The following is a 26314-nucleotide window of genomic DNA, read 5'->3' on the forward strand; positions in this document are numbered from 1 at the left end:
GTCGCCCAATTCACAGTCGGCGGGAACCGAGTTTACGACAGCCCGTAATCGATTACGCCCCTGACGATTTCACCGTTCAGCAGGTCGGCGTAGGCCTGGTTGATGTCGTCCAGGCGGTAGCGCCTGGTGATCATCTCGTCGAGTTGGAGCTGCCCGGTCTGGTAGAGCCGGGCCAGCCGGGAGATGTCGGCCTTGCCGTTGCACGAGCCGAAGATGGTGCCCGCCAACGTCTTGTTCATCAGGATGAAGTCCTGCAGGTTGATGTTGACCGAATGTGTCAGTTGCGACGTCATACCGGTCAGGACGCAGGTGCCGCCCTTGCGGGTCAGCGCCACCGCGTCGCGAACGTCGTCGGCGGTGATCAGGGACGGTGAGACCACCACCGAGTCGGCCATCACCCCGTGGGTGAGGCCGCGCACCAGATCGGTGGCCTCGGCCACCGATGCGACGCTGTGGGTGGCGCCGAACTGCAGGGCCGACTTCTGTTTGAACTCCACCGGGTCGACAGCGATGATCTGCGCCGCCCCGTTGATCCGGGCGCCCTGGATGGCGCCGGTGCCGATGCCGCCGGCCCCGATGACCACGACGGTGTCACCGCCGCGCACCCCGGCCCGGTTGGCGGCCGAACCGTACCCGGTCGGAATCGCGCAGGACAGCAGGGCACTGGGCACCAGCGGCAGCTCGCGTTCGATCTTGATCAGCGAATTCACCGATACCACAGTGTGTTTCGCGAAAGCGCCGACCTTCGCCAAATGGCCCAGCGGCTTGCCGTCGGCGGTGTGGTGCCGGAAGGTGCCGTCGGTCGGCATGCCCGGGATCATGGTGCCCATGCCGGTGTCGCAGAGGTACTCCATGCCGGTGGCGCACCAACGGCACTGGCCGCAGACGGCGACGAACGACATCACCACGTGATCGCCCACCGCGAAATCGGTGACGTCGGGCCCGACTTCGCGCACGATGCCCGATCCCTCATGGCCGCCGATCATCGGGAACATGGTCGGCAATCCCATGGCTTTCATCACCTCGTTGGGCGCCGACATGTCGCCCTTGAGGATGTGGTCGTCGGAATGGCACAGCCCCGCTGCGGCCATCTCGACCAGGGCCTCGCCGGCCCGCGGCGCGTCGAGTTCGAAGTCTTCCACCGACCACGGTCCGCCGATGCCGTGCAGGATCGCCGCGCGGCTCTTCATGAGGCGGGGCTGAAGGTGACGGGCAGTTTGTTGGGGGAGCGGAAGACGAGCCCGACGATCTTGGACTCCTCGCCGGTGCCGTCGTCTGCCACGAACTTCAGATCTTTCACCCTGTCGAACAAGCTGTTGAGCATCACCCGCGTCTCCAGCCGGGCCAGGTGCATGCCCAGACACATGTGAATGCCGCCGGCGAAGGCGATGTGGGCCTGACGCGGGCGGCGGATGTCGAAAGTATTCGGGTCGGTCCACCGGGTTTCGTCGCGGTTGGCCGAGCCCATGCACATGTCGATCTGCGCGCCGGCCGGAATCGTCTTGCCGCCCAGTTCGATTTCCCGGGTGGTGGTGCGCATGACCATGGTGAGCGGGGTTTCGTAACGCAGGCCCTCTTCCATCGCCACCGGGATCAGCGAGCGGTCCCGGTAGACCATCTCCAGCTGTTCGGGGTTGGTCAGCAGGGCGTACAACAGGTTCCCCGACGACCGATAGGTGGTTTCCAGTCCGGCTGGCAACAACAGGCGCAGGAACGCGATGATGGCCTCGTCGGTCAGCTTCTCCCCGTCGATCTCGGCGGCCACCAGATCGCCGATGATGTCGTTGGTGAGCTTGCGGCGACGCTGTTCGACCTGGTTGAGGAAGTAACCGTGCAACTCGCCCGCCGCGGTCAGGCCGGCCATGATGTCGGACGAGATCGAAATCAGATCCAGCGACAGACGACGGAACATATCGAGGTCTTCGCGCGGCAGACCGAGCAGTTCGGAGATGATCCGGGTGGGGAACTCGAACGTCAGCGCCTTCACCAGATCGGCGTGGCCGTCGGCCTTGATCTCGTCGATCAGTTGGTCACAGACCGGCCCGATCACCGAGGGTTCCCAGCGTTCCAGCGCCGTGGCCCGAAACGCCTTGGCCACCAGGCTGCGATGGTCATGGTGCTCTTTGCCGCCCATCGCCAGGATGGTGTGTCCCATCACCAGGCCGATGGTCTCGTCGTACTTCGCCGAGGTGAAGGTGGCGTCGTCACGGAAGCCCTGGAACACATCGTCGTATCCGAACAGCACCCATTCATCGCTGGGGCGCAATTCCTCCGGAACCTGCTCGGTGTCCATCAGGCCGCCATGCCACACCGGGTCGGTACGGCGCATGTACTCGAAGAAGGGGTACGGACTGTTCTCGCCGGTGAAATCGAGCGCGACCGGCGCGCCCTCTTGATTGGTGCTGAGCGTCACCAGCGCTCCTCCCTGAGCAACCGAGTTTGCCCGTGGACACGCGGGCCGGAAAGCGGAATGTCGCTATCATAATATAAATAGCAACCTAGACGACAACGGCTGGCCCCCACGAGCGAAGGCGGTGACACCCCGATGCCACAACGCCGATTCGTGTGCACGCTCGAGGACCTGCCGCCCGGGGCGATGAAGTTGGTCGACATAGGGAAATTCGGGGTCGGTGTGTACAACGTGCGCGGCGCGCTGTACGCGATCGTGAATTACTGCTCGCACGAGGGCGCTCCGCTGTGCCTCGGCCTGCTGGGCGGCACCAACGAGCCGGCACCCGAGGAGCCGGGCGGGGTGCGTCGGGTGCGGGACGGCCAGATCGTCCGATGCCCTTGGCACAACTGGGAATTCGACATCACCACCGGGCGCAATGTAGCCGATCCGGCTCGGCGCGTCCGGACGTATCCGGTGGATGTCGCCGATGGGGAAGTGTTCGTGACCGCATGATCGGCCCAGTCGTCGACGCCAACGTCCAGCCGCATTTCCGCTACAACGCCGAAATCCGGCGTTATCTCCCTGCCGCCCACCAGCTGCGCTCCATCCCCGACGTCGAACAGCAGTGGTACCAAGCGCCCGGCGGCGACCACCGCGCCGACCTCTACGGCGACGGATACCCGGGTTCGGATCCCGAGATCGTCAGCCGGCATCTGTTCGACGAGGGCCCCCCGGAATCGCGGGCAAGCTACGCCATCCTGAACCCGCTGACCCGCGGCAACATCGCCGACTACCTGCTGAACAGCCGTATCTGCGCCGCGGTCAACGACTGGCTGCTGGACCGGTGGCTCGAACCCGACACCACCGACCGTTTCAGGGGCACCATCCGGGTCAATCCCGAAGACCCCAAGGGTGCGGTCGCCGAGATCGAGCGCCTCGCCGGCCATCCCAAGCTGGTGCAGGTCGGCGTGCCGATGCAGTCGCGCGAGCCGTTCGGCAAGCCGATGTTCGAACCCATCTGGGAGGCCGCGGCCGCCCATGGTCTGCCGGTGGCGGTGCACATCAACGGCGGCAACGGCGTCGACCATCCGCCGACGTTCGCCGGGCATGCCCACACCTATCCGGGTTACGCGTCGTTCATGCCCCTGAACTACTTCGTGCACCTGGCCACCCTGATTGTCGAGGGGATGTTCGGCCGGCACCCCGGACTGAAGTTCGTGTTCGCCGACGGCGGCTACGACATCCTCACACCGCTGATGTGGCGACTGGACACCTTCTGGCTGTCGATGCGCGATCAGACGCCGTGGGTGGACCGGTATCCGAGCGAATACCTGCCCGGCCATGTCCGGTTCTGTTCCTCGGCGCTGGACGGATCTCCGACGGCCGGGCACGCGGCCCGCTGGATGGACTTCTCCGGCAAGGCGGATCTGGTGATGTACGGGTCGGGTTATCCGCACTGGTCGACGACGCAGGCCGCCGACGCGGCCGCCGGTCTCAGTGCCGAGCAACGCCGAAAAGTGTTGTGGCAAAACGCCAGCGATCTGTATGGCTTGACGGTGAGTGAAGGAAGCGCGTTATGACGATCGTGGAACGGTCCGAGCAGGACACAACGCAGGATGTCGCGGTCACCGTCGTCGACACCGATGTGCACCCGTTGCCCGTCTCCGCCGAGGTGCTCAAGTCCTACGCGCCCGCCGAGTGGGTGGACAAGATCTGGCCGACCGGCAACGCGGTGACGCCCGTGCCGCACTTTTATGACACCCCCGATTCGTACAAGACGATGTCGATGCGACTGGACGCCGCCCCGCCGGGCGGTGGATTCGCCGGCAGCGACCCTGACTACGCCGCCAAGCAACTGCTTCTCGACGCGGGCGTCAGCATCGCGTCGCTGGAGCCGATGTGCGACGCGCAGTTACCCCAGGCCGAGCACGTGCTGAAGTCGACCTACAACGACTGGCTGGCCGACGTCTGGCTGGACAAACACAACTGGCACGGCCGGTGGCGCGGCTCGATCAGTGTCAGCGCGCAGACGCCCGAGCAGGCGGCACGTGAGGTCGAGCGGTGGGCGGGACATCCCTACATGCATCAGGTGCTGATGACGCCGCAGACTCGCGGAATACCCTTCGGCAACCAGCATTTCGACCCGCTCTATGCCGCGGCGGCGCGCAACGGGCTGCCGGTGGCCACCCACCTGATGGGGCAGACGCCGTTCGAGCTGATTCCGATCTACCCGGTCGGCAACCCCGCGCACTGGCATGACTTCTTCGCGTCCTGGCCGCTGCTCTATGTCTCACATCTGATGAGCCTGGTGTTCGACGGCGCATTCGACCGCCATCCCGATCTGCGGGTGGTGTTCATCGAGGGCGGCTTCACCTGGGCGATGCCGGTGATGACGCGCATGGACCGGATCTGGGAGGCGCGCCGCGGCGATCTGCCGCACGTGCGCCGACGTCCCTCGGAGTACGTGCGCGAGCACGTGCGGTTCACCACCCAACCGCTGGAAGACGCCGACACCGTGCAGTTCCGCGAGTATCTGGAAATGATGGATCTCGGTGACAACCTGATGTTCTCCACCGACTACCCGCACTGGAGCTACGACTCCCCGATGTATGCGATCAACCGGTTCCCCCGCGACCAGCGGGAGCGGATCATGCGCGGCAACGCGACGGCGCTCTACGGTCTGCCCGGCACCGTCAAGGCCCTGCCCGGCGAGCGCGTCGACGGCGGTACGGTTCTCGATTAGCCGTTGACCGTCGAGCCGGAAGGCCAGAGGGCATGACACAAACGAATCTCACGCGGCCGCAGGGACTGGGCCGTATCGACCCTGAACTCCGAGACGCCGCCGCCGCACTGGGCACGGTCGAGTTCAGCGCCGACACGTTGCCGGCCGAGCGGGAACGTGCCGACCGGGCCGCCGCCGAACGCGCGTCCGCGGTCGACACCACCGGCGTCACCGTCGAATCGCGGACGATTCCCGGCCCGGACGGCGGCGAACTGAACGTGCGGCTCTACCGTGGCGCCACCGCCACGGGCGTGCCGCTGCTGATCTACGCCCACGGTGGCGCGTTCGTCACCGGCAACCTGGACACCGACCATGCGCACTGTGTGGAGCTGGCCCGGGACGCCGATTGTCTGCTGGTGTCGGTCGACTACCGGCTCGCTCCGGAGCACCCCTGCCCGGCCGCCCTCGACGATGTCGAGGCGGCGCTGTGGTGGGCGATTGGGCATGCGTCCGAACTCGACATCGACGCCGGGCGCCTGGCCGTGATGGGCCGCGACGCCGGCGGCGCGCTGGTCGCCGGAGTCGCCCAGCGCGTGTTCGATGCGGAGGGGCCCAGGATCGCCGTGCAGATCCTGCATCAGCCGATGCTCGACTCCGACGCGACGCCCTCGCGGCGGGAATTCCAGCGCACACCCGGGCTCAACGGTCCGGCGGTCAGCCGGGCGTGGGGGCACTACCTCGGGCACGCCACCGCCACCGGACAGCTGGTGCCCGCACACCGCGCCAACCTGGAGGGGCTCCCGCCGGCGTTCGTCAGCTGCTCCGACGTCGACCCGTGCCGCGACGAAGCCATCGACTACGCCAACCGGCTGTTGCATGCCTACGTCCCCGCCAGCCTGCACGTCATCGCCGCAACGTTCCATGGGTTCGACTCTGTGGTGCCCGATTGGGTTGTCTCGCAGGAGAACCGGGCGCTGCACGCCCAGACGCTGCGCCGCGCGTTCGCGGTCTGATCACGCGCGCCGAGCGTGAACACAGGGCGGAATTCGGGCGCCGTATCTCGCCCTCGGTTCACGCTCGGCGGAAGGGGTCGGGCTAAACCGGCGTGAACTTGGTGATCAGCCACTTCCCGTCGACCAGAGCCAGATTCACCAGTGCGCTGCTCGCCGCCATCGACGGTTCCGGATTGTCCTTGCTGGTCGTGCTCTGGTCCACGAAGACCAGCACCACCGCGGAGTCCGGGTGCAACTCCTGCACCGCGGCGCGCATGACGTGGGCCGAGGTCTTCAGCGACTTCTGTTTGGCCGCCGGCGCGACGATCTGCTGCGTGAACTGGTCGTAGTACGACAGGAAGTCGCCGGTCAAATGCGAGCGGGCCGAGGCGAAGTCTTTGTCGAGGGTGTCCGGCGCATAGGACAGCAATGCGACCGTTCCGTCCGAGGCCGCGCTGACCGCCGCACGCCCCACGCTGGGGCTGGTCCGCTGGTCGGGCCGGTGATAGTGGGCGTACAGCCATGCCGTCACGCCACCGGAGATCAGCACCAGCACGATCAGCAGCACCGGAATGGGCCTGACGGTGATCTTGCGGCTCCAGATGTCGCGCCGCCAGTTCGGCTTGCGCTGCGCGGGCTCGGCGTCCTCGGCGGCGTGAACCTCGGGTTCGTCTTCGACGTCGGCGTCCTCGTCGACGGCTTCGGCGACGTCTGCGTCGGAATAGTGGTCTGAGTAGTTGTCGGGATGGTCGTCGGAGTAGGTGTCCAACTCGTCGTCGCGATCCTCGCCGAGGGTGTCGATCACCGTGGTTTCGGTGTCGTCGGCGGGGTGCTTGGTGGCGTTCGATTCGCGTTCGTCATCGCTCACGGCACGAACTCAACTTTCGACATCTTGTACTGTCCGTCCTCTTCGGTCACGGTCACGCGCAAGCGCCACGCGCGGGGCTCGTCCTTGGCCCCTGCGGAATTGGTGACGCGGGAGGTCGCCGACACCAGCACCTGCGCCGTGCGCCCGTCCATGGATTCGATCGCTGCCGCGTTGACCGTGCCCTCGGTGACCACCTTGGACTGCTCGACCACCTTGGTGAAGTCGGCCGCGCGCTGCTGGAAGTCGTCGCGGAACTCGCCGGTGGAACTGTCGATGACGCGCTGGACGTCGTCTTTGGCCTTTTTGAAGTCCAGCGAGGTCATGTTGACGACGCCCTTCTTGGCGCCGGCGATGAAAGCCGCCGCCTTCTGCTCGCGATCGGTGGCCTGGTGGTGTTCCCACACGAAGTAGCCACTGAGGCCGCTGAATCCCAGGATCAGCAATACCGCGACCACCTTGGCGATCGTCGAAAGTCCCGGGAACCGCACCGCGCCGCGCATGCGTTCCCGCCGGGACGGCTTCGCCGCTGCCTCGGGTTCGGCCTCGCTGTAGTTCTCCGACTCGTCATAGCCTTCCGGCTCTTCGTATTCGTCGGCGTCTTCGTACTCGTCGGACTCGTCGTACTCGTCGTCGTCGTAGTCCTCGTACTCGTAGTCCTCTTCGTCTTCGTCGTCATCATCGGCAGCGGCAAGCGCTTCCCGGCGTAACCGGGCGGCGCGAGCCTTGGCGCGTGCCGCCGCGGCCAGCGCCTCGGCCTCGGCGGCCTCAGCCTCGGCCTCCGCGGCCAGCGCCAGCACGTCGGCCTTCGACGGCACCGCGTCGTCGTCTCTGTCAGCCATTACGGCCACCGCTCGTCATTATCGACTGAACTCCGGTATCTCTTACGGTATCGCCCATTGGTAACATCGGAGTCGCCAGCGAACTCCGACGAGGACCGATCAGGCGGATGATTAATCACCCAATCTTTTCCCCCAGCTTCCTTCGCGACGGCGAAGGAATGCCAAGGAATGTCCGGTCGGCATCATGACCGCTGTCGACTCTCCCGAAAAGATACTCTTCACCACCACCAGCCAAGCCTTTCTGTCGAAAGAAGCGTCGCTGCGTCACGTCCGCGAACTGCATGCCGCGGGCGCATCGTGGGATCCGGCGTGGTGGCGGCGCGCCGCCGAGCTCGGCTGGACCGGGCTGCTGGTTCCCGAGGAATTGGGCGGCGGCAGTGTCTCCGGTGACGGGGTGGCGGACCTGGCCGGGGTCGCCGAGTTGCTGGGCAAGACGGTGGCCCCCGGACCGCTGTATCCGGTCAGCACCGTGCTCGCCGGACTGGTGGACTGCGCCGACCGGGACACCCACGCGGAATTGATCGATGCGCTCATCTCGGGGGAGACGGTGGCGTCGTGGGCGGTGTCGGAGCCGCGGCGGAGCTGGGCCCCGCAGCAGCCCACGGTGACCGCGACCGCGGTCGAATCCGGGTACCGCATTGACGGCACCAAAGACCGGGTGGAGGCCGGCGCGCAGAGCGCGGTGCTGTTGGTGGTGGCACGCTGCGCCGACGGGGTGCGCCAATTCCTGGTCCCGACGGACGCGCCGGGGGTACGGATCACCCCTGTGCAGTCGGTCGACCTGGTCAAGCAGTACGCACGGGTGGAGTTCGACGGTGCGGTGGCGTCAGCGGTGGTCGGCACCGCCGCCGAGACGGCCGGGCTGATCGACCGGCAGAGTCAGATCGCGCAGGTGTTGCAGTGTGCCGAGTCAGTCGGCATCTTGCAGACCGTTTTCGATTTCACCGTCCAGTGGGCCCTGGACCGGCACAGCTTCGGCCGGCCCCTGGCGTCGTATCAGGCGCTCAAACACGGTTTCGCCGATATGAAGCTGTGGCTGGAGGCGTGCCGCGCGACCACGGCGGCCGCGGTCGCCGATGTCGCGGCCCGGGCGCCGGACGCCGGCTTGTCGGCCAGCGTCGCCAAGTCCTATGTCGGCGAGGTCGGCGGGGAGATCGTGCAGCGGTGCGTGCAGATGCACGGCGGCATCGGGGTCACCTGGGAACACGACCTGCATCTGTATCTGCGGCGAATCACGTTGTACCGCTCCATGTTCGGCACGCCCGAGGAGCATAATCTCCGGGTCTACCAGGCGGGTGTGAAATGAGTTCCACCGAGACCGTCGCCGAGTTCGCCGCCCGTGCGCGGTCCTGGCTGGCCAAGAACATGCCCCGCATCGACCCCGAGTCCCCACCGGCCGTGCCGCGGGATGCCGAACAGTCCTGGCAGCGGGCGCGCGAACTGCAAAAGCGGCTCTACGAAGGCGGATTCGCGGGCATCTGCTTTCCGCGGGAGTACGGCGGCCTCGGGCTGGACTACGAGTACCAGCGGGCTTTCGACGTCGAGTCGCTCAATTACGAGATGCCGCTGATCCTCAACGTGCCGACGTTCACCATCTGCTGCGCCACCCTGCTGGACACCGGTAGTGAGGAGCAGAAGAAGCAGCACATCGCCGCGGCGCTGCGCGGTGACGAGGTGCTGGTGCAGCTGCTTTCCGAACCCAGCGGCGGCTCGGATCTGGCCGGGGTGATCACGCGTGCCGAACGCCACGGCGACCGCTGGGTGATCAACGGCGCCAAGACCTGGAGCACCAGCGCCTTCGCCGCCGACTACGGTCTGTGCCTGGCCCGCACCGATTGGGACGTGCCCAAGCACGACGGGCTGACCATGTTCCTGGTGCCGATCAACCACCCCGGCATCACGTTGCGGCGCATCACGCAGGTCAGTGGCGGCGCCGAGTTCTGCGAGGAATTCCTCGACGGGGTGGACGTCGGCGACGACGCCGTGGTCGGTGAGGTGAATAAGGGCTGGGCGGTCGCGTCACGGCAGCTCTATCACGAACGGCGCGCCGTCGGGCAGGGCTCGGAGTTCGCCAGCGGCTCGGGCAGCGAGGGCGGGCACACGACACCGGTGGACTATGCCGATCTGTTGGCACGCACCGGTCAGTCCGACAGCGAGCGTGCGCAGGAGATGGCCGGGCGCGCGCTGGTGCATCGGGCGGTCGCCGAGCAACTGATCAGCCACGTCTACCGCAGTGTCCGCGACGGCTCACTGCCGCCGGCCGGCGGAACATTGATCAGGCTTTTCCACGCCGAGACGGTGATGCTGGAGATGGACACCGCTCTGGCGCTCGCCGGTGCCGCCGGTGTGGTGGGGGAGGTGGGCGAAGGGCTGCAATCGGGGCTTCGGTACCTCTCGCGCCAGTCGGTGGCCATCGGTGGTGGCACCACGGAGATGGCGCGCAACGTCATCGGCGAGCGGGTGCTGAACTTCCCGCGGGAATTCGCCGCGGATCGCGGGGTGCCGTTCAATCAGGTGCGGCACGGCAGGACGCGGTAGCCGCCGGCTCAGTCCTCGACCAGGATGTCTTCGGATTCCCCGCTGCTGACCGGGATTTGAACCAGCGACAAGACGTGGTGGGCAGGGCTCCCCGGGGGCGCCACCAGTACGCAGTCGCCGCCCTGCTTGCGCGCCCGCTCCCGCGCCGCGGCCAAGGCGCTGACGCCCGCTGACCCGAGGTGCGTGACTGCGCTCAGGTCGATCGTCAAAGACGCTATGCCCGAACGACTTTCGACTGCAAGCTGACGATCCAGGGTGGACGCGGTGTTGGAGTCCACCTCGCCGCGCACGATGATCCGGCCACCGTCGGCGACCAGTGAGACGAACTCGCTGTCGATCTCGCGCGGATGGGTGACCCGGCTGGGCACCGGGTCGCTGACGAAGTTCACCGGCCGGGTGAGCCGGTGGGTCAGCGTTGCGGTCGTGCCGTCGAGGCTGTGCGTGACATGCGATTCGGTCACCAGCGCCTCGGCCATCGCCAGGCCGCGGCCGCGCCCTTTCTCGCCTTCGCGATGGTCCTTCCATTCGCCGCGGTCGATCACCGAGGCTCGCAACCGGCCGTCGCCGCCCAGCGACGCCTCAACGATCAGGCCGTCGGGAACATCGGCGCCGTAACCGTGTTCGACCGCGTTCTCGACGAATTCCGAGATCGCGTGCACCACATCGGAGATGTCCGCGGAATCGGCCCCGATCTCGGAGAGCCATTCCCGCAGCTTGCCGCGGATGCCCCGGGCGGCGTGGATCGTGGCATCCGACATGATGTACAACGGCGGTGTCGGCGTCCGGCGCTGCACCGCGAGCAATGTGACGTCGTCGCTGTAACCCGTTGAACGCAAAAGCAATTCAAGCGTTTCCGAGCAGAGCCGGTCGATGGGGCGAGCGGGCGAGTCGAGGATGAAGCCCCGGGTGCCGGCGGCGACACTGCCGGCCAGGTCGGCGAATTCGGCGGTGCTGGCCACCAGCGGGCGGCCCGGGCGCTCGATCAGGCCGTCGCTGTACAGCAGCACAGCGTCGCCGACGTCGAGGGTCTCGGTGCGCACCGGAAAGCCTGTGCCACTGCCCAGCGGCCCACCGCCCGACGGTTGCACGTACCGCGCGCTGGCATCGCCCGCGACGATCAGCGGGGGCGGGTGCCCGGCCGTGCAGTATTGGAATTCACCCGTCGCCAGGTCCAGCGAGCCGACGCAGACGGTGGCCGACTTGGCCCCCGGCACGTGCTCGTGGAAGGCGTCGAGCGCCTCGAGCGCTTCGCCGATCGGACGGCCCGCGGTGAGCTGCATCCGCAGTGCGGTGCGCAGCTGCGACATCACCGCCGCGGCCTCGACGCCATGGCCTACAACGTCACCGACGACGACCACCAGCCGGTCACCGAGGGCCAGCGCGTCGAACCAGTCTCCGCCCGCTGCAGTGTCTTCGGCTGCGACGAGGTACTCGGCCGCGATGTCGGCCCCGGGAACCACCGGAACGGAGGGGGCCAGCAGTGTCTGCTGCATGAGGATCGCCGAATCGCGGACGTTGCGGTAGCGCTGCGAGAGCTCCTCCACCCGGGCCTCGGCTGCCAGCCGTGCCTGCACGCGTGCGGTGACATCGTCGAAGACCAGTTGCACGCCCTCGATGGATCCGTCGGGCCCGCGCCGGGGCGTGACGAGGAAGTCGAAAAAACGCTCCTCGAGTCCGGAACCCTGCAGGTCGACCTGGAGGCGCCACTCGGATCCCGATTGAGACTCACCGGTGCGATAAACCCGGTCGAACATGTCGTAGATCTGCTGGTTCTCCAGCTCGGGATAGACCTCTTTGGCCGTCTTCCCCACCGTGTTCAGCTCTGGATTGAAGGCGCGGAAAGCCGCATTGACCGCGATGAAGCGGTGGTCAGGCCCGTGCAGGCCAACCACCATGGCCGGGATGTTCTCGAAGATGCGCCGCACGTCTTCAGCGGCGCCCACGGTGTTATCCCAGTCCTTTTCGGCCGACATATGGCCGTACCTCCCGCGGACCGATGTAGCAAACTAGTCGGGTGCGCTGACGACAGCGTCAAGCAACAACAACCAGACTAGCAATGCGCAGGACATCCACCACGCACCAAAATTTTTGAGCAGCGGGCGTGCCGCTCAAGCTAAGCCGCGGCGAGCGCCGATTCGGTCGTGGGGTGAACGGGCAACACGTGGCCGAAGGCGCAGGCTTCCACGATGCGGGCAATGCCGGGGTTGCTACTGACCAGCCGCAATGTGACACCGCGTCGGCGGCACCGCTCGGCTTCGTCGGCGAGCACGGCGAACGCGCAGGCGCCCATGAAGTCCAGGCCCGCGACATCCACGATCAGCGGTCCGGGCCGGACGGCAACCGCGGACGCTTCCGACAGCAGTCCCCGCCAGGTGTGCTCGTTGGCGGCGTCGACTTCGCCGCCGGCGCGGATGACCACGGCCGAGCCGCTGCGCACCGTGGTGGCCCGCAGCGTGCTGTCCGGTTCACCCAGCTCCAGCGACAACCGGTCGCTCAACGGCACCGGAATGGAGAAAGAGTCGGATGGACCCAGGTTCATCGTGCACCCCCATTGAGGGCCGCGCGGAAAAATCCCCCCGATGGAATGTCCACTGCGCGCCCGTAAGACGAACTGATGCCTTGTGTATAGCAGAAACTGTTGCCCGATTAGGGCGAATGGCGAGATCGGTAGCAGCCCGATAGACCCGGCTGTCTACCGACCCGCGGGCAGTCAGGCGGAGACCGGTTTTTTGGCCGGGGCCGACACCTTCATCAGCTTCATCAGGTTGCCGCCCATGATCTTGGCGACGTCGGCCTCGTCGAAATCGGTGAGCTCGTCGACGAAGGAGATGGGGTCCTTGAGGCCTTCGGGGTGCGGCCAGTCCGAGCCGAACAACACCCGGTCGGTACCCACCATCTTTACGATCTCGGTGAACCTGTCCTCCCAGAACGGAGTGATGTACACGCAGCGCTTGAAGGCTTCGACCGGGTCTTCGCTGAACGACTGCGGCATCTTCTTGTAGACGCCCTTGAGGCCTTTGAACAGGTCCGGCACCCAGTCGGCGCCGTTCTCGATGGACAGGATCCGCAGCTCCGGGTTGCGGGACAACGCACCGTGGCACACCAGAGCGCCCATCGCATCCAGGATGGGCCGGTGGCCCATGGCGAAACTGCGGAAGGCGGTGGGCTTGAACGGCAGGAACTCGTCGCCGGGCTCCCACACGTTCGCGAACTCGGAGTAACCGCTGTCCGAGGCGTGCATCGAGACCGGGATCTCGGCCTTGATGCAGGCCTGCCAGAACGGGTCGAATTCCTCGAGGCCGAACGACCGGCTGCCTTTGTAGCCGGGCACCGGGGCCGGCCGGACCAGCACGGTGCGGGCGCCGCGATCCAGGCACCACTGCAGTTCTTCCAGAGCGCGGTCGACGATGGGCAGGGTGATCACCGGGGTGGCGAAGATGCGGTCCTGGTAGTTGAACGACCACTGCTCATACATCCACTGGTTGAGCGCGTGGATGACATCGTGGGTCATCTCCGGGTCGTCCTTCATCCGCTCCTCGACCAGGCTGGCCAGGGTCGGGAACATCAGCGCGTAGTCGATGCCGAGCTCGTCCATGACCTCCAGTCGCGCACCCGGTTCCCGGAAGGCGGGAATCGCCTTCATCGGCTCGCCGAGTATCTCGCGGTAGCTCTTACCCTGCGCGCCGTTGCGGAAGTAGTCCTCCTGCGCGCCCGGGCGGGCCACTACCTCGAACGTCGGATTGGGGATGTACTCACTGATGTGGCCACGCACCACGATCTTGGTGCGGCCGCGTACCTGCACGTAGTCGATGACGCGCTTGCGGTTCTCCGGCAGGAACTTGGTCAGCGCCTCCTGCGGCTCGTACATGTGGTTGTCAGCGTCGAAGACGGGGAAGGGAAGTTCGCGGGACGGCATGGCGATCTCCTGTAGAAGTCTTGATCTCTCTGGGTGGTAATGACGTTACCACTTTTCGCGAGGGATGATGCTGGGGGTCAGCTTTGGGTGGAGCCGCCGGCCGGGTCCGGACTGCCCACGATGGCGAAATTCACTGTCGCCGTAGCCGCCAGCTCGCTGTCGCTGTCGCCGTAGATGTCGATCTGCATGACCAGCGACCGGCGGCCGGCCCGCAGCACTTTCGGGACTGCCAGGGCCGAGCCCTGCCTGATCGGCCGCAGATAGCGGATGACGAGATCGGAGGTCGTCATCGCGGTGCCCGGTTGCAGGTACTGCAGACCGAGCTGACCGCCCGCCACGTCGGCCAGGGTGGCGATCAGGCCGCCCTGTAACGCACCCGAAGTGTTCACCACCTGAGGGCTGACCGGCATGGTCATCGCGAAGCCGTCGTCATGAAAACTGGCCGGGCGCAGGCCAATCTGGGCGAACAGTTCGGCCAGGGTGGGATCTGGCGTCTCGTCACCCGTCTCGCGGATGCCGAGCGCGCGGCTGCAGAAGTCGTACAGTTGGCCGGAATCGATCGGCGTCCCGTTCAATTCGGTTCCGAGCCAATGCAATCGAAGCGCGCCGACCATGGTCTGCATGACGATCGCGGCGGCGGCGCCGACGTCCAGGCCCGGGTTGAAGACGCCCTCGGTGATGCCCTGGCCGATGATGTCGCGCATCAGGCGGTGCAGGGGCGAGAGGACCCTGGCGTATTCGCGGGGCCGGGTCTCGGCCAGGTTCTGGTTGTACAGGCTCAGCGCCCGGTTCAAGCTGTCCTGCGTCGTCGACTCCGGTTGGGCGCCGACGCGGTCGATGATCAGCTTCAGCGCCGCGGTGCTGTCCAGGCCCGCGGTCTCGGCACGCCAGGTCTGCGCCGCCTGGGCCATCGTCCGCTCGAAGAGCGCCAGCAGCAGTTCGTCCTTGCTGGAGAAGTGTTGGTAGAAGGCGCGCAGCGACGTCTTGGAGCGGGCGACGACTTCCTGCACGGTGAAATCGGTGCGCCCGGTCTCGCCGAGGATTTCGACCGCGGTCTTGATGAAGCGGTCGGCGCGGGTGACTTCGGCTTCGTCGACGGGTCCGGTCATCGGTGGTCTCCTCTTCGGGCAACGTGGCGCACGCTGTGAGAATGAGGTTACCGTGCGGCGGTTCGATTAGGGTCGAGCCGTGAACGTCGGCACCGCTGGTGGGGGAGCGGTCGATCATCGTCGCCTGGTGGAGCAGGCGGTTGCCTTGGTGCTCGGCGAAGCACCGCCGGGCTGGACGCGCCTGAATATCGCGTTCGACGCGGCGTCATCGGAGGTGACGGCAGTTGCGGATGGAGGGGCGGACGGGGGGGCGGTGCCGCTGGCGGTGCCATCCCAGGCGGTCGAAGCGCTAAGTGAATACCACCGCGAGGCTGTTTCCAGTGGGTCGTTGTGGCGGCGCCTGTCGATCGACTGCGGGTCAGACGGAACGCTGTCGATGCGCAAAGATGCGGCCACGCCGGGTGTTTCGCGCAGGTGGCCGCAGCGCGTGCTGGCGGCGATCACGCTGGCGTGCCTGGTGGCTGCCGCCGTGGTGTTCGCCGTTGGTTGGCGGCGGTCAGAGCCACCGCGCATCGGCGTGCTCGCCGTGCCGCCCCCGCCGCGTGCCAAGGCGGCGTTCGCGGTGCTCGAGCAGTGGTATGCCGCCGAAGACCAGGGCGACGCCGCACTGATGCGTCAATTGGCATGCGCTCATCCCACGCAGTCGCTCGTCGACTGGATCAACACGATCGCGTATTACGGGCAGGACCAGGGCCTGATCTTTCCCGATGCGTTGACCCAATTCCGAGACAACGGTTCGACTGTCTGGGTGAAAGTGGCGGTGCGGATCAGGCCGATCGACGACCGGATGAAGCGCGAAGTCGAGGAGGCGCAGACCCGCGGCGGCTTCTTCTTCGAGACCGTGACCCTCGCCGACGAAGGCGGCGCGCTCAAGGTGTGCGATGGACAGCGCTGAATCGGATAGGTCCCGGCACCGGGCGCGAATCATGTTGTGGCTCTGCTCTTTCGCGGCCGCATCCTCGATCGCGCTGTTGGTGGTCGCGGTCGTCGGTCGAGACCCTGGCGACGGGCCGACGTTGCGGCCTAGAGAGGTCGGCGACTCGATGAGTCAAGCGCAGGCTTACGAGGCTGCCGATTCCACGGTGCGGGCGTGGGTACGCGAACGCAATGCACGAAACCTGGCGAACCTCGAGGCGCTGACCTGTCTGGACAACGAGGGCACCGTGACTGCCGAGGTCGATGCGGTCCGGAAGAAGAAGCCGGTCGGCAAGCCGATGCATGTGGTCTCCACTGGGGCGCTCGGCCGCCACGATTCGCTGTGGACCTTGAGCACGCACTTCGACAACGACGTCAGCGTTCAGTTCGTGTTGGGGGTGCGCGGCGGCCAGTTGCAGGTCTGCCCGATCGCTTCGGCCCCGGTGCCGTGACTAGCGTGATTGGCGTGATGCTTTCGAAGGAAGGGTGGTGACGGTGCCGGGTTCGTCGTTGCCGCCGGACGGTTTTCGGTGGGTTGAGCAGCCGCCGTCACCGCAGCGTCGCGCGCGGCGATTCTGGTGGATCGGCGCGGCGGTTTTCCTCGTGATTGCGGTTGTCGCCGCAGGAGTTGTCGTGGTGCTGCGCCGTCACGCGCCAAGTCAGGGCGCCGACGCACCCGCCGGACGCCCACCCATCGGGACACCGCAGGACCTGCTCGTGTCGTTTCCGTTGAATCGTCAACCGGTGCCGGGTTGGCAGGTCAGCGGCGCGGATATCGGATTGCCGCCCGGCGTCAAGGTTGGCGACCTGTTCTCCCGCAACGGCACCAAGGCCTACTTCATCACCCTGGAGGGCTGCGAGAAGTCCTGCCACAATCCGACCGGTTGGCTGTACGGTCTTGAAACAACCACTGGTGCAAGGCTTTTTCCGCCGCTGGCGCTGCCGGGTTTCTTCGGAACCAACTCGGACTGTCATAGCAATGGTCCAGCGGTGGCCCTCTGCACGAGCCGCACCGAAGGGCAGGAAGCTCATCTCCCACCACCGGGAGCATGGGTGATCGACCTCGATCGCGGCGCCCTGACGTATCACGGATCAAACACTCTCAATCCCAAGATCATTGGCAGCGGAATTGAACTCGAGTCGGTGGGCTACCACGACGGCCCGGCCTACCTGGTAGCCGCTCACCGCGGAGAGGGCCTGCACGGTGTCGGCGCACACGCCGAGTTGACCTGGTTCCTGCCCGGCAGCGGGGAGATCCAGGATCCGGGAGCCTGGAATCCCGACATTCCGCCACTGACCCTCGCCGTGCAACCGTTGAAGTCTCCCGGCGATAACCGGGGAGATCGGGTCTTCTCGGTAGTCGACGGCAAAGACCTGACCCCCTCACCGACTTCGGGCACGCGACTGGAGGAGGCCGTCGTATACAACGGCGGGTTTGCCTATCAGGTGGACGCGGGCACGCGGATGTATGACACCGCCGGCCGTGAAGTCGGCCGGCAGGAGCCCGAGCGCAGTTACCCACAGCAGAACGCCGCGATGCTCACACTCGCGGTCGGAAGCAACTTCCAGATTTACGATGCGACAGGCAAACTTGTCGCAACGATCCCGTCGCGCGGTCTCGCTGCCGATTTCGAAATTATCGGCACCAAGGTGTACATCAGGACCGCGGGCAGTGGTGACGGCATGGAATCTGCCTGGCAGCAATGGGACCTGCGCACCGCAGCGCCCGGTGCCACCTGCACCATGGCCCTGTGGCCCGACTACGCCGGCTCCGACGGCACCGTCGTGGTCACCCGAAGCCGTGCCGACGATGTGTCCCACTACGTGGCCATCGACACCACCAATTGCCAAGCGCTATGGGATATTCCCGGCAAGGTCTGGATCCACAAGATAGGCACGGGCCTGATAGAAGTGGACCATGACCGGGACACGGTCTCCTCGCTGCGGGAACCCCCGAAGTAGCCCACTTCACCGACGTGACTCGCGCAGCTCGGCTATGTCCTCGGCGACGTGCTGAAGTTAGAGAAACCCCCACTTCGCGACCCGCCGCCACAATCGACCAGTCCCGCGCTCGCAATTCCATGAAACGTTCACGCCTGGCCGACTGCGGCCGACGGCGCGCTCTCTACACGACGCGACGACGACAACACAACCTCCAGAACCTGGTGAAATGTTGCGGCAGGCCTCCAAAAACCACCATTGTTAAATTTGTGCAGCACGAGCAGGTCAAGATCTTTCTCGGGATCGACGTTTCCGCAATCTTTGCCAATGATCGGTTTCGCATCGTGGCCTTGCGCAGGAGCTGATCGCCCAGCGCAAATTCGGCTCGGGACGCTGCGGTATTGGTGGCCAACGTAATCGTGGTCAGCGTCGACGCTGCTGCGCTTGGCGCTGTGCGCTCAATCTAGCCCCCTACACCGGCCGAGTCGTGAAGCTCAGAATCCCGGTAGTGGCACCTTCGGGCCGGTCAATCCCTTGCTGCCAATAGCACCGCCGCTGCCAGCTCCGCCACTGCTTCCTGCGGGACTGCCTGGTCCGCCGAGCCCACCAGCCGCGCCGGCACCGCCGGTCCCGCCGGTGCCACCGGCGCCCGGGGTGGCCCCATAGAGCGACGTGCCGCCGGTACCGCCTCTGCCGCCGACCCCGCCGGCTCCGCCGCGTCCGCCGGCACCGCCGGGTGCCGCCGCACCCATGGGTCCGGCCGGACCGTTGGGGCCGCCCGAGCCCCCGGCTCCGGGGAGCCCGGCAGCACCGCCCATTCCGCCGGCACCACCGGCGCCACTGTTTCCGCCGGCTCCGCCGGTACCGCCAATGCCGGTCAGCGTAGCGCCGCCGCCGGTGCCGCCCGTGCCACCGATCCCTCCAGTGCCACCGACACCCCCGACACCGCCGGCGCCCGCGGCGCCGCCATGGCCGTACATGCCACCGGCCCCGCCGTTGCCGCCCGCGCCACCAACGCCGCCGACACCGCCCGATGCGCCATCTCCACCGTCACCTCCGTCGCCCCCAAAGGTGCCAACCGAACCACTGGGTCCGCCCATACCGCCACTGGCTCCGTTGGCGCCCACACCGCCGGCACCGCCCGCACCGCCGATGCCGCCTGCGCCGCCATTGCCCCCCATCGACCCGCCGTGTCCCCCATTTCCGCCCACCCCGCCGGCGCTCCCTGAGCCACCGATGCTTCGGGCACCAGCGGCGTCACCACCGGCACCGCCGTCACCGCCAGCCGCACCTGCCCCGCCGGCACCACCCCGGCCGCCAGCGGCGCCGATACCGCCATCACCGCCGTCGCCGCCGTTGCCACCGCCGATAGCGCCGATTCCGGCGCCACCGCTCCCGCCCGCACCGCCAGGCGCACCGGTACCCCCGTCACCACCATTGCCGCCGGCACCGCCGGGCTGCCCGGCGAGGGCGTTGCCGCCTCGGCCGCCGGCACCGCCCGCCTGCCCGGTAATGCCGTCAGCTCCGATGCCCCCCGGCAGGCTGGGTCCACCGGAACTGCCCGCCGCGGCGGGCTGTGTGACGGACTGCGTCGGATTAACGCCTGCGGTGCCAGGCGCACCGGCGCCACCGGCGCCTCCTGCCCCACCGTTGCCGAGCGTCGCAACGTTGCCGCCGTGGCCCCCGGCGCCGCCTCCGATGCCGCCGCGTCCGCCCGCGCCGCCGTTTCCGAAGGTGGCGTCGCCACCGCGCCCGCCGGCTTGACCGGGCAGCCCGTCACCGCCGCGACCGCCGTTGCCGCTCAGCCACCCACCCGGCTTGCCGGGTCGGCCGGGAGCGCCGTCTACGCCGTTGCCCACCAGCGGGCGTCCGGTCAGTGCCAGTGATTGCGCGTTCGCCGCGGCGCTCACCGCTTGGGCGGGGGCAAGCAAGTTCTGCGCCGCGGCGTTCACCGCGCCGAGCGGGTTCGCCGCTGCGGCGGTGTTCGCGGACTCGGCGAGCTGATACAGCCCGGCGTTGGCGAGCAGGGTGCGTGCAAACTGTTCGTGAAAAGCGTTGGCCTGCGCGCTGAGCCGTTGATAAGCCCGCGCATGACCCTGCAGAATCGCCGAGGCCATCGTCGAAACTTTATCGGCTGCCGGAGCCAACATTCGAGTTGTGTTGGCCGCCGCGGCGGCATTGGCCTCCGCTATTGTCGAGCCGACTCGGGCTAGGTCAGTGGCAGCCGCCGCGAGTGCTTCCGGGCCAGTGAGTACGTACGACATGGCACTTTCCTTCCATAGAGTGAAAACTCGAATGCGAGTTCTATGCGGGGCAGCCAAGCAGTGAGCGAGGCGGCCGGCATCGTCTGATGACGGCATTCACGAGCCCGCCGACGTGGCCGTTCTGTTAGAAATCGCCGGTGCGGGCGACACCGGACAGCAGATTGCCCAGATTGAGTAAGCCGGAGATGGCGGTGCCGACGTTTTGGTAGCCCGAGCCGCCGAAGAAGCCAGTTGGGTTGACGTTGAAGATCCCGGAGAGGCTTGACCCGCGGTTGCCGAAGCCGGAGTTGCCGCCGGTGCCGGTGTTGAAGAATCCTGACGAGGGTGTGGTGCTGGTGGTTCCGAAGCCCGGTGCGGGCGGCAGGTCGAAGCTGGCGATGGTGGTGCCCGGCAAGGTGATGCTTGGGATGCTCAGGCTCGGCAGGGTGAAGCCGGACAGCGCGAACGGCGGGATTTTCAGGCCCGGAAAAATGAAGGTGTCGAGGCGAATTGGGTCGAGATTGAGTCCGGGGAGGGTGAAAGTGCTTAGCCCGATGGAGGGAATCGTGGTGCTAGGCAGAGTGATGCGCGGCAGGCCGAAGCTGTCTACACCGATTGGGTCGATGGTGAACGCCGCGGTGGTCACTCCGGGGATGGTGAAGGCACCCACGCGGATCGGGGGAATGCTGATGTCGGGCAGCGTGATTGGTGGCAGGCCGAAGCGGTCCACGCCGATTGGGTCGATGGTGAACGCCGCGGTGGTCACTCCGGGGATGGTGAAGGCACCCACGCGGATCGGGGGAATGCTGATGTCGGGCAGCGTGATTGGTGGCAGGCCGAAGCGGTCCACGACGATTGGGTCGATGGTGAACGGCGCGGTGCTGATGCCGGGGATGGTGAAGCCGTCCAGCTGGATGGGGTTGATGTTGAGTCCTGGAATGGTGAAGCTGTTTAGCCCGATGGCCGGGATCTGGATCTCTGGCGTGGTGATTGGTGGCAGGGCGAAGCGGTCTACGCCGATTGGGTCGATGGTGAACGGCGCGGTGCTGATGCCGGGGATGGTGAAGCCGTCCAGCTGGATGGGGTTGATGTTGAGTCCTGGAATGGTGAAGCTGTTTAGCCCGATGGCCGGGATCTGGATCTCTGGCGTGGTGATTGGTGGCAGGGCGAAGCGGTCTACGCCGATTGGGTCGATGGTGAACGGCGCGGTGCTGATGCCGGGGATGGTGAAGCCGTCCAGCTGGATGGGGTTGATGTTGAGTCCTGGAATGGTGAAGCTGTTTAGCCCGATGGCCGGGATCTGGATCTCTGGCGTGGTGATTGGTGGCAGGGCAAAGCGGTCCACGCCGATTGGGTCGATGGTGAACGCCGCGGTGCTGATGCCGGGGATGGTGAAGCCGTCCAGCTGGATGGGGTTGATGTTGAGTCCTGGAATGGTGAAGCTATTTAGCCCGATGGCCGGGATCTGGATCTCTGGCGTGGTGATTGGTGGCAGGGCGAAGCGGTCCACGCCGATTGGGTCGATGGTGAACGCCGCGGTGCTGATGCCCGGGATGGTGAAGGCGCCGAGCGTAATGGGAGGAATTTTCGTGTCCGGCAGGGTGATTGGTGGAAGACCGAAAGTGTCAATCCCAATCGGGTTGATCGAAAATGACCCTATTTTGACACTCGGTACTTCAAATCCAGGAGTATCGATCCTCGTGAGGTGGAAGAAAGCTTCTCCGTTAAACGGATCTACAATAGCGGTACCAGGAATGAAGTTCACGCCCTTCAAGGCAAAAACGTTGCTGTTCCATGTCACATAAAAGTCTGGTCTGAGATCAAAACCGCCGATGTAAATGCGCGGCGTATTGATTTCCGGCACCACGATCTTGGGCATCGAAAATCCGCCCAAGGCTGCGGAATCAATTTTGAAGCCGGGGATTGTGATCTCGGGCATGGCGATTCCAGGGACACTAATCGTGGGCAGGTTCACGGCGGGGATGCCGAGTTTGGGCAGCGGGAAGCCGCCCACCCCGATGCTGTTGAGGGTGAAGCTGGGCACGGTCAGCGCGGGCAGGTTGAGGGCCGGCACCGTGATGTCCGGGGTGACGATCCTGGGCAGCTCTAGATCGGGCAGGGTAATGGTGGGCAGGTTTAGTGCGGGGATGCCGAGTTTGGGCAGCGGGAAGCCGCCCACCCCGATGCTGTTGAGGGTGAAGCTGGGCACGGTCAGCGCGGGCAGGTTGAGGGCCGGCACCGTGATGTCCGGGGTGACGATCCTGGGCAGCTCTAGATCGGGCAGGGTGATGGTGGGCAGGTTTAGTGCGGGGATGCCGAGTTTGGGCAGCGGGAAGCCGCCCACCCCGATGCTGTTGAGGGTGAAGCTGGGCACGGTCAGCGCGGGCAGGTTGAGGGCCGGCACCGTGATGTCCGGGGTGACGATCCTGGGCAGCTCTAGATCGGGCAGGGTGATGGTGGGCAGGTTTAGTGCGGGGATGCCGAGTTTGGGCAGCGGGAAGCCGCCCACCCCGATGCTGTTGAGGGTGAAGCTGGGCACGGTCAGCGCGGGCAGGTTGAGGGCCGGCACCGTGATGTCCGGGGTGACGATCCTGGGCAGCTCTAGATCGGGCAGGGTGATGGTGGGCAGGTTTAGTGCGGGGATGCCGAGTTTGGGCAGCGGGAAGCCGCCCACCCCGACGCTGTTGACGGTGAAACCGGGCACCGAGAGGGCCGGCAGCTCCAGACCCGGCACCGTGATCGGCGGGGTGGTTATCGCCGGAACACCCAGCCTCGGCAGGATAAAACCACCCACCCCGGCACTGTCGAGGGTGAAACCCGGCACCGATAAGGCCGGCAGCTGTAGACCCGGCACCGTGATCGAGGGGGCCGTTATCGGCGGAATGCTCAGCCTCGGCAGGGTAAAGCCACTCACCCCGGCACTGTCGAGGGTGAAAACTGGCACTGATAAGGCCGGCAGATCCAGACCGGGCACGGTGATCGCCGGCGTCACGGCCCTGGGCAGATCAAAGCCCGGGATGGTCAGGTCCCCGGTGGTGATAGCGGGCAAGGTCAGCGCTGGAATCTCGATGCTGGGGGTGTTGATTGGAGGCAACGTCAGATCGGGCGTGGTTATAGCAAAGCGCAGCCCACCTTGTCCGGTGCCTCGGAACGCAACGCCGTTGTTCATGTCACCGGTGTTGAACAGGCCGGTGTTGATGTCGCCAGAGTTGAAATACCCGGTGTTGATGTTGCCACTGTTGAAGCTGCCGGTGTTGACGTCGCCGGAATTGAAGTTGCCGGTATTGAAGCTGCCGGCATTGAAGTTTCCGGTGTTGGCATCTCCGAGGTTCAAGAAGCCGGAGTTGAAAGATCCGGGGTTAAGCACGCCGGTGTTAAAGTCTCCGGCGTTACCGATACCGAAGTTACCCAAGCCAGAGTTGAAGAATCCTAAGTTGCCCGAGCCGGTGTTTCCGATTCCCACATTCCCGGTACCCGAATTGAACAAACCCACATTACCAGTGCCCGAGTTGAACAAGTCAAGACGGCCGAAACCCAAAGTCATCGAGCCGAAACCGATCTGACCGTTGCCGGTCAGACCGAAACCGAAGTTGTTACTGCCAGTGTTGCCGAAGCCGAAATTGCTAACGCCGGTGTTTGCCAATCCGATGTTGAGGCTGCCCAGGTTCGCCAAACCCGTATTGCCGCTGCCGACATTTCCGAGGCCAAGATTGCTGGTTCCTAAATTAGCGCCACCTACATTGCCGGCACCCAAACTCAGCGGCGTTGCCTGCACCAAAGCGCCCGGCGCACCAGCCATGGCCTGCAGCGACTGAGCAAAGGGCGTCAATGCCGCCGCAACCGCGGAAGCACCCGCGTGATAGGCGGCCATAGCAGACACGTCCTGGGCCCACATCGCCTCGTATGCCGCTTCAACCGATGCGATCACCGGTGCGTTCTGCCCAAACACGTTGGACATGACTAGGGATAGCAAGTCGCTACGATTGGCCGCTACCGCAAGTGGTTGCACCACCGCTGCCCGGACAGATTCGAACTGAGCCGCCAGCGCGCCAGCCTGAGTAGCCGCTTGCTGCGCCCCGCTCGCCGAGGCCGACAGCCAGGCCGAATAAGGGGCCGCGGTCGCCGCCATCGCGGCCGACGATGGTCCCTGCCACGCCGCGCCGATCAGGTCTGTCGTGATCGCCCGAAACGACTCACCAGCGGAGTCCAATTCTTCCGCGAGTCCGGCCCAAGCGGCCGCTGCCGCCCGCAACGGCTCGGAACCGGCTCCGCCGAGTACGAGCGCTGACGTGATCTCCGGGGGCAACACCGTAAAACTCATCGCGACCTTCTCTCGTTTAGGCGCTCCCACGGGCGGCAGCACACACGGCGGTTGGGGAACCGCGGTTACCCCGGTCGGCTTGTACCGAATGGATCCCCGCGGTGAAACAGTTCACAACAACCGGGGTCCAGTCCCACAAGCGCTTGCCGAATCACCTTGACTGTCATAAACGTGCTGGTCAACGACGTTGGAGTAAGTTGAAACGGCATGCTGAGGCGGATGAGGTGAGTTTGTCTCAGCGCGGAAATGTGACCTGCGACGATATTGCGAAAAGGTGTTAGCTTCGTCTCAACCTAAGAAATCGACCCGCTACAGGACGGAAGCAAGCAGTGCCTGCTGACGATTGGCTCGTGGGCGGCGAACGCCGCGCAGCGGCAGTCCAGCGCATCTACGACACCGCCGCCGAACTAATCGCCCACGACGGGCTAGACGGACTCGACATTGACAAGCTGTCGATCAAAGTTCACTGCTCCCGCGCCACCATCTACCGCTACGTCGGCGGCAAAGCCGAAATCCGCAACGCAGTCGTGCAGCGGACGGCCGAACGCATTGTCGCCTCCGTACGCTCGGCAGTCGCGCCGCTGAGCGGATCAGAGCGACTCGTCGAGTCGATCCTGTTGACCCTGCAACAGATCCGGTCCGACCCGTTGTGCGCGCTGATGGTGAGCTCCATCCGGGGCGGCACCCATCAAGTGGTCTGGCTTGCCGAGTCGGCGCTCACGGCACAATTCGCAACCGAACTGGCCGGGATTGCAGACGGCGATCCGCTGGCGCCCAGATGGGTCATACGTGTCGTGCTGTCGCTGATGTATTGGCCTGCCGAGAACGACGCGGCCGAACGACGGATCGTGCAGAATTTTGTGGCCCCAGCGTTCGAACAACGCCATTAGACGAGTAATCTACGTTTGTTCGGCGAGTGTGCACTTACTGCGCCATGTGTGCACTGGCTGTGACGACGCGGCGAATGGATTTTCGGTTTGTTTGCAATAGTAATTTCTGGTGGGCTTGACAGTAACCGGTCGAGGACTTACGCGAGGCTGTCACACTCGTAGTCGGAAGCAAACTTCCAGATTTGCGATGCGATAGGCAAACTTGTCGCAACGATCCCATCGCGCGGTCTCGCTGCCGATTTCGAAACAATCGGCGCCAAGGTGTACATCAGGACCGCGGGCAGTGGTGACGGCATGGAATCTGCCTGGCAGCAATGGGACCTGCGCACCGCAGCGCCCGGTGCCACCTGCACCATGGCCCTGGGTCCTGACTATGCCGGCTCCGATGGGACGGTCGTAGTCACCCGAAGCCGTGCCGGCGATGTGTCCCACTACGTGGCCATCGACACCACCAATTGCCAGGCGCTATGGGAGGTTCCCGGCAAGGTCTGGATCCACAAGATAGGCACGGGCCTGATAGAAGTGGACCATGACCGGGACACGGTCACTTCGCTGCTTGAACCCTGAGTGATATCAGGGGACGAGCGCAACGTACTTCTTGAGACTTATCGGACCGGGGGCGAATTGG

Annotated in this window: 21 protein-coding genes; 11 read left to right on the plus strand and 10 right to left on the minus strand. The window is 65.8% G+C overall.

Annotation, left to right across the window (positions count from 1 at the left end; genetic code table 11):
* Positions 1-32: 32 nt before the first annotated feature.
* Both QXH22_RS14500 and QXH22_RS14505 read right to left on the minus strand, forming a co-directional pair.
* On the minus strand, positions 33-1190 hold the full coding sequence (locus tag QXH22_RS14500; protein WP_306245027.1) for a Zn-dependent alcohol dehydrogenase: 1158 nt from the start codon (positions 1188-1190) through the stop codon (positions 33-35).
* Positions 1187-2413: a cytochrome P450 gene (locus tag QXH22_RS14505; protein WP_306245026.1), complete on the minus strand. Its 1227-nt coding sequence runs from the start codon at positions 2411-2413 to the stop codon at positions 1187-1189. Before QXH22_RS14505 ends, QXH22_RS14500 begins: the two co-directional genes overlap by 4 nt.
* Before the next feature lie 132 nt (positions 2414-2545).
* Between QXH22_RS14505 and QXH22_RS14510 the strand changes: the two genes are divergently transcribed.
* Genes QXH22_RS14510 through QXH22_RS14525 form a run of 4 tightly spaced genes read left to right on the plus strand, consistent with a single transcriptional unit; the run spans position 2546 to position 6127 of the window.
* Positions 2546-2905: a Rieske (2Fe-2S) protein gene (locus QXH22_RS14510; RefSeq protein ID WP_306245024.1), complete on the plus strand. Its 360-nt coding sequence runs from the start codon at positions 2546-2548 to the stop codon at positions 2903-2905.
* Positions 2902-3972, plus strand: a complete 1071-nt coding sequence (locus tag QXH22_RS14515) for an amidohydrolase family protein (protein ID WP_306245023.1) — start codon at positions 2902-2904, stop codon at positions 3970-3972. Before QXH22_RS14510 ends, QXH22_RS14515 begins: the two co-directional genes overlap by 4 nt.
* Entirely contained in the window at positions 3969-5135 is a 1167-nt protein-coding gene (locus tag QXH22_RS14520; protein WP_306245021.1) for an amidohydrolase family protein, read from the plus strand. Before QXH22_RS14515 ends, QXH22_RS14520 begins: the two co-directional genes overlap by 4 nt.
* Positions 5136-5167: 32 nt before the next feature.
* On the plus strand, positions 5168-6127 hold the full coding sequence (locus QXH22_RS14525) for an alpha/beta hydrolase (RefSeq protein WP_306245019.1): 960 nt from the start codon (positions 5168-5170) through the stop codon (positions 6125-6127).
* Positions 6128-6209: 82 nt separating this feature from the next.
* On the opposite strand, the gene QXH22_RS14530 is transcribed toward QXH22_RS14525, so the two are convergent.
* Positions 6210-6875: a hypothetical protein gene (locus QXH22_RS14530; RefSeq protein ID WP_306246393.1), complete on the minus strand. Its 666-nt coding sequence runs from the start codon at positions 6873-6875 to the stop codon at positions 6210-6212.
* A 95-nt stretch (positions 6876-6970) separates the two neighbouring features.
* Positions 6971-7822, minus strand: a complete 852-nt coding sequence (locus tag QXH22_RS14535; RefSeq protein WP_371934227.1) for a hypothetical protein — start codon at positions 7820-7822, stop codon at positions 6971-6973.
* Positions 7823-7997: 175 nt separating this feature from the next.
* Between QXH22_RS14535 and QXH22_RS14540 the strand changes: the two genes are divergently transcribed.
* Positions 7998-9119, plus strand: coding sequence for an acyl-CoA dehydrogenase family protein (locus QXH22_RS14540; RefSeq protein ID WP_306276104.1), 1122 nt, complete (start codon positions 7998-8000; stop codon positions 9117-9119).
* The gene (locus QXH22_RS14545) at positions 9116-10351 is read left to right on the plus strand and encodes an acyl-CoA dehydrogenase family protein (RefSeq protein ID WP_306245014.1); all 1236 of its coding nucleotides are present in this window, start codon (positions 9116-9118) and stop codon (positions 10349-10351) included. Before QXH22_RS14540 ends, QXH22_RS14545 begins: the two co-directional genes overlap by 4 nt.
* 8 nt (positions 10352-10359) lie before the next feature.
* Here QXH22_RS14545 and QXH22_RS14550 read toward each other — a convergent pair whose 3' ends face one another.
* The 4 genes from QXH22_RS14550 to QXH22_RS14565 all read right to left on the minus strand — a co-directional run bounded on the left by QXH22_RS14550 (position 10360) and on the right by QXH22_RS14565 (position 15376).
* Positions 10360-12324: a SpoIIE family protein phosphatase gene (locus QXH22_RS14550; protein WP_306245012.1), complete on the minus strand. Its 1965-nt coding sequence runs from the start codon at positions 12322-12324 to the stop codon at positions 10360-10362.
* A 140-nt stretch (positions 12325-12464) separates the two neighbouring features.
* Positions 12465-12890 (minus strand): anti-sigma factor antagonist, encoded by a 426-nt coding sequence (locus tag QXH22_RS14555; RefSeq protein WP_306245010.1) that lies wholly within the window; start codon positions 12888-12890, stop codon positions 12465-12467.
* A 171-nt stretch (positions 12891-13061) separates the two neighbouring features.
* The gene (locus QXH22_RS14560) at positions 13062-14267 is read right to left on the minus strand and encodes an amidohydrolase family protein (RefSeq protein WP_306245008.1); all 1206 of its coding nucleotides are present in this window, start codon (positions 14265-14267) and stop codon (positions 13062-13064) included.
* A gap of 77 nt (positions 14268-14344) precedes the next feature.
* Entirely contained in the window at positions 14345-15376 is a 1032-nt protein-coding gene (locus QXH22_RS14565) for a hotdog fold thioesterase (protein WP_306245006.1), read from the minus strand.
* 79 nt (positions 15377-15455) lie between these two features.
* Between QXH22_RS14565 and QXH22_RS14570 the strand changes: the two genes are divergently transcribed.
* Genes QXH22_RS14570 through QXH22_RS14580 form a run of 3 tightly spaced genes read left to right on the plus strand, consistent with a single transcriptional unit; the run spans position 15456 to position 18253 of the window.
* Entirely contained in the window at positions 15456-16271 is an 816-nt protein-coding gene (locus QXH22_RS14570) for a hypothetical protein (RefSeq protein WP_306245004.1), read from the plus strand.
* Positions 16258-16743: a hypothetical protein gene (locus QXH22_RS14575; RefSeq protein WP_306276105.1), complete on the plus strand. Its 486-nt coding sequence runs from the start codon at positions 16258-16260 to the stop codon at positions 16741-16743. The genes QXH22_RS14570 and QXH22_RS14575 overlap by 14 nt, the downstream gene beginning before the upstream one ends.
* A gap of 37 nt (positions 16744-16780) precedes the next feature.
* Complete coding sequence (locus tag QXH22_RS14580; RefSeq protein ID WP_306245002.1) at positions 16781-18253, plus strand: hypothetical protein; 1473 nt, start codon at positions 16781-16783, stop codon at positions 18251-18253.
* Between the two features lie 473 nt (positions 18254-18726).
* Here QXH22_RS14580 and QXH22_RS14585 read toward each other — a convergent pair whose 3' ends face one another.
* A complete protein-coding gene (locus QXH22_RS14585; RefSeq protein ID WP_306245000.1) occupies positions 18727-20496 on the minus strand; it encodes a PE family protein in 1770 nt (589 codons plus the stop codon).
* Positions 20497-20620: 124 nt separating this feature from the next.
* Positions 20621-24796 (minus strand): PPE family protein, encoded by a 4176-nt coding sequence (locus tag QXH22_RS14590; protein ID WP_306244998.1) that lies wholly within the window; start codon positions 24794-24796, stop codon positions 20621-20623.
* A gap of 329 nt (positions 24797-25125) precedes the next feature.
* On the opposite strand from QXH22_RS14590, the gene QXH22_RS14595 reads away from it, so the two are divergent.
* Both QXH22_RS14595 and QXH22_RS14600 read left to right on the plus strand, forming a co-directional pair.
* Positions 25126-25686, plus strand: a complete 561-nt coding sequence (locus QXH22_RS14595) for a TetR/AcrR family transcriptional regulator (RefSeq protein WP_306244996.1) — start codon at positions 25126-25128, stop codon at positions 25684-25686.
* A 261-nt stretch (positions 25687-25947) separates the two neighbouring features.
* Positions 25948-26253 carry a hypothetical protein gene (locus QXH22_RS14600; RefSeq protein WP_306276106.1) on the plus strand — a complete coding sequence of 102 codons (306 nt, stop codon included), beginning with the start codon at positions 25948-25950 and terminating at the stop codon, positions 26251-26253.
* The last annotated feature ends 61 nt before the right edge of the window (positions 26254-26314 follow it).

It is taken from the genome of Mycobacterium sp. TY814 (genome assembly GCF_030755175.1).
Taxonomy (GTDB): domain Bacteria; phylum Actinomycetota; class Actinomycetes; order Mycobacteriales; family Mycobacteriaceae; genus Mycobacterium.

Bases quoted from the DNA above. Each gene is read 5' to 3' on its own strand.
- QXH22_RS14515 (WP_306245023.1), top strand. From the start codon at position 2,902: ATGATCGGCCCAGTCGTCGACGCCAACGTCCAGCCGCATTTCCGCTAC.
- QXH22_RS14525 (WP_306245019.1), top strand. From the start codon at position 5,168: ATGACACAAACGAATCTCACGCGGCCGCAGGGACTGGGCCGTATCGAC.
- QXH22_RS14585 (WP_306245000.1), bottom strand. From the start codon at position 20,496: ATGTCGTACGTACTCACTGGCCCGGAAGCACTCGCGGCGGCTGCCACT.
- QXH22_RS14510 (WP_306245024.1), top strand. From the start codon at position 2,546: ATGCCACAACGCCGATTCGTGTGCACGCTCGAGGACCTGCCGCCCGGG.
- QXH22_RS14565 (WP_306245006.1), bottom strand. From the start codon at position 15,376: ATGACCGGACCCGTCGACGAAGCCGAAGTCACCCGCGCCGACCGCTTC.
- QXH22_RS14550 (WP_306245012.1), bottom strand. From the start codon at position 12,324: ATGTCGGCCGAAAAGGACTGGGATAACACCGTGGGCGCCGCTGAAGAC.
- QXH22_RS14575 (WP_306276105.1), top strand. From the start codon at position 16,258: ATGGACAGCGCTGAATCGGATAGGTCCCGGCACCGGGCGCGAATCATG.
- QXH22_RS14545 (WP_306245014.1), top strand. From the start codon at position 9,116: ATGAGTTCCACCGAGACCGTCGCCGAGTTCGCCGCCCGTGCGCGGTCC.
- QXH22_RS14560 (WP_306245008.1), bottom strand. From the start codon at position 14,267: ATGCCGTCCCGCGAACTTCCCTTCCCCGTCTTCGACGCTGACAACCAC.
- QXH22_RS14540 (WP_306276104.1), top strand. From the start codon at position 7,998: ATGACCGCTGTCGACTCTCCCGAAAAGATACTCTTCACCACCACCAGC.
- QXH22_RS14555 (WP_306245010.1), bottom strand. From the start codon at position 12,890: ATGAACCTGGGTCCATCCGACTCTTTCTCCATTCCGGTGCCGTTGAGC.
- QXH22_RS14520 (WP_306245021.1), top strand. From the start codon at position 3,969: ATGACGATCGTGGAACGGTCCGAGCAGGACACAACGCAGGATGTCGCG.
- QXH22_RS14590 (WP_306244998.1), bottom strand. From the start codon at position 24,796: ATGAGTTTTACGGTGTTGCCCCCGGAGATCACGTCAGCGCTCGTACTC.
- QXH22_RS14500 (WP_306245027.1), bottom strand. From the start codon at position 1,190: ATGAAGAGCCGCGCGGCGATCCTGCACGGCATCGGCGGACCGTGGTCG.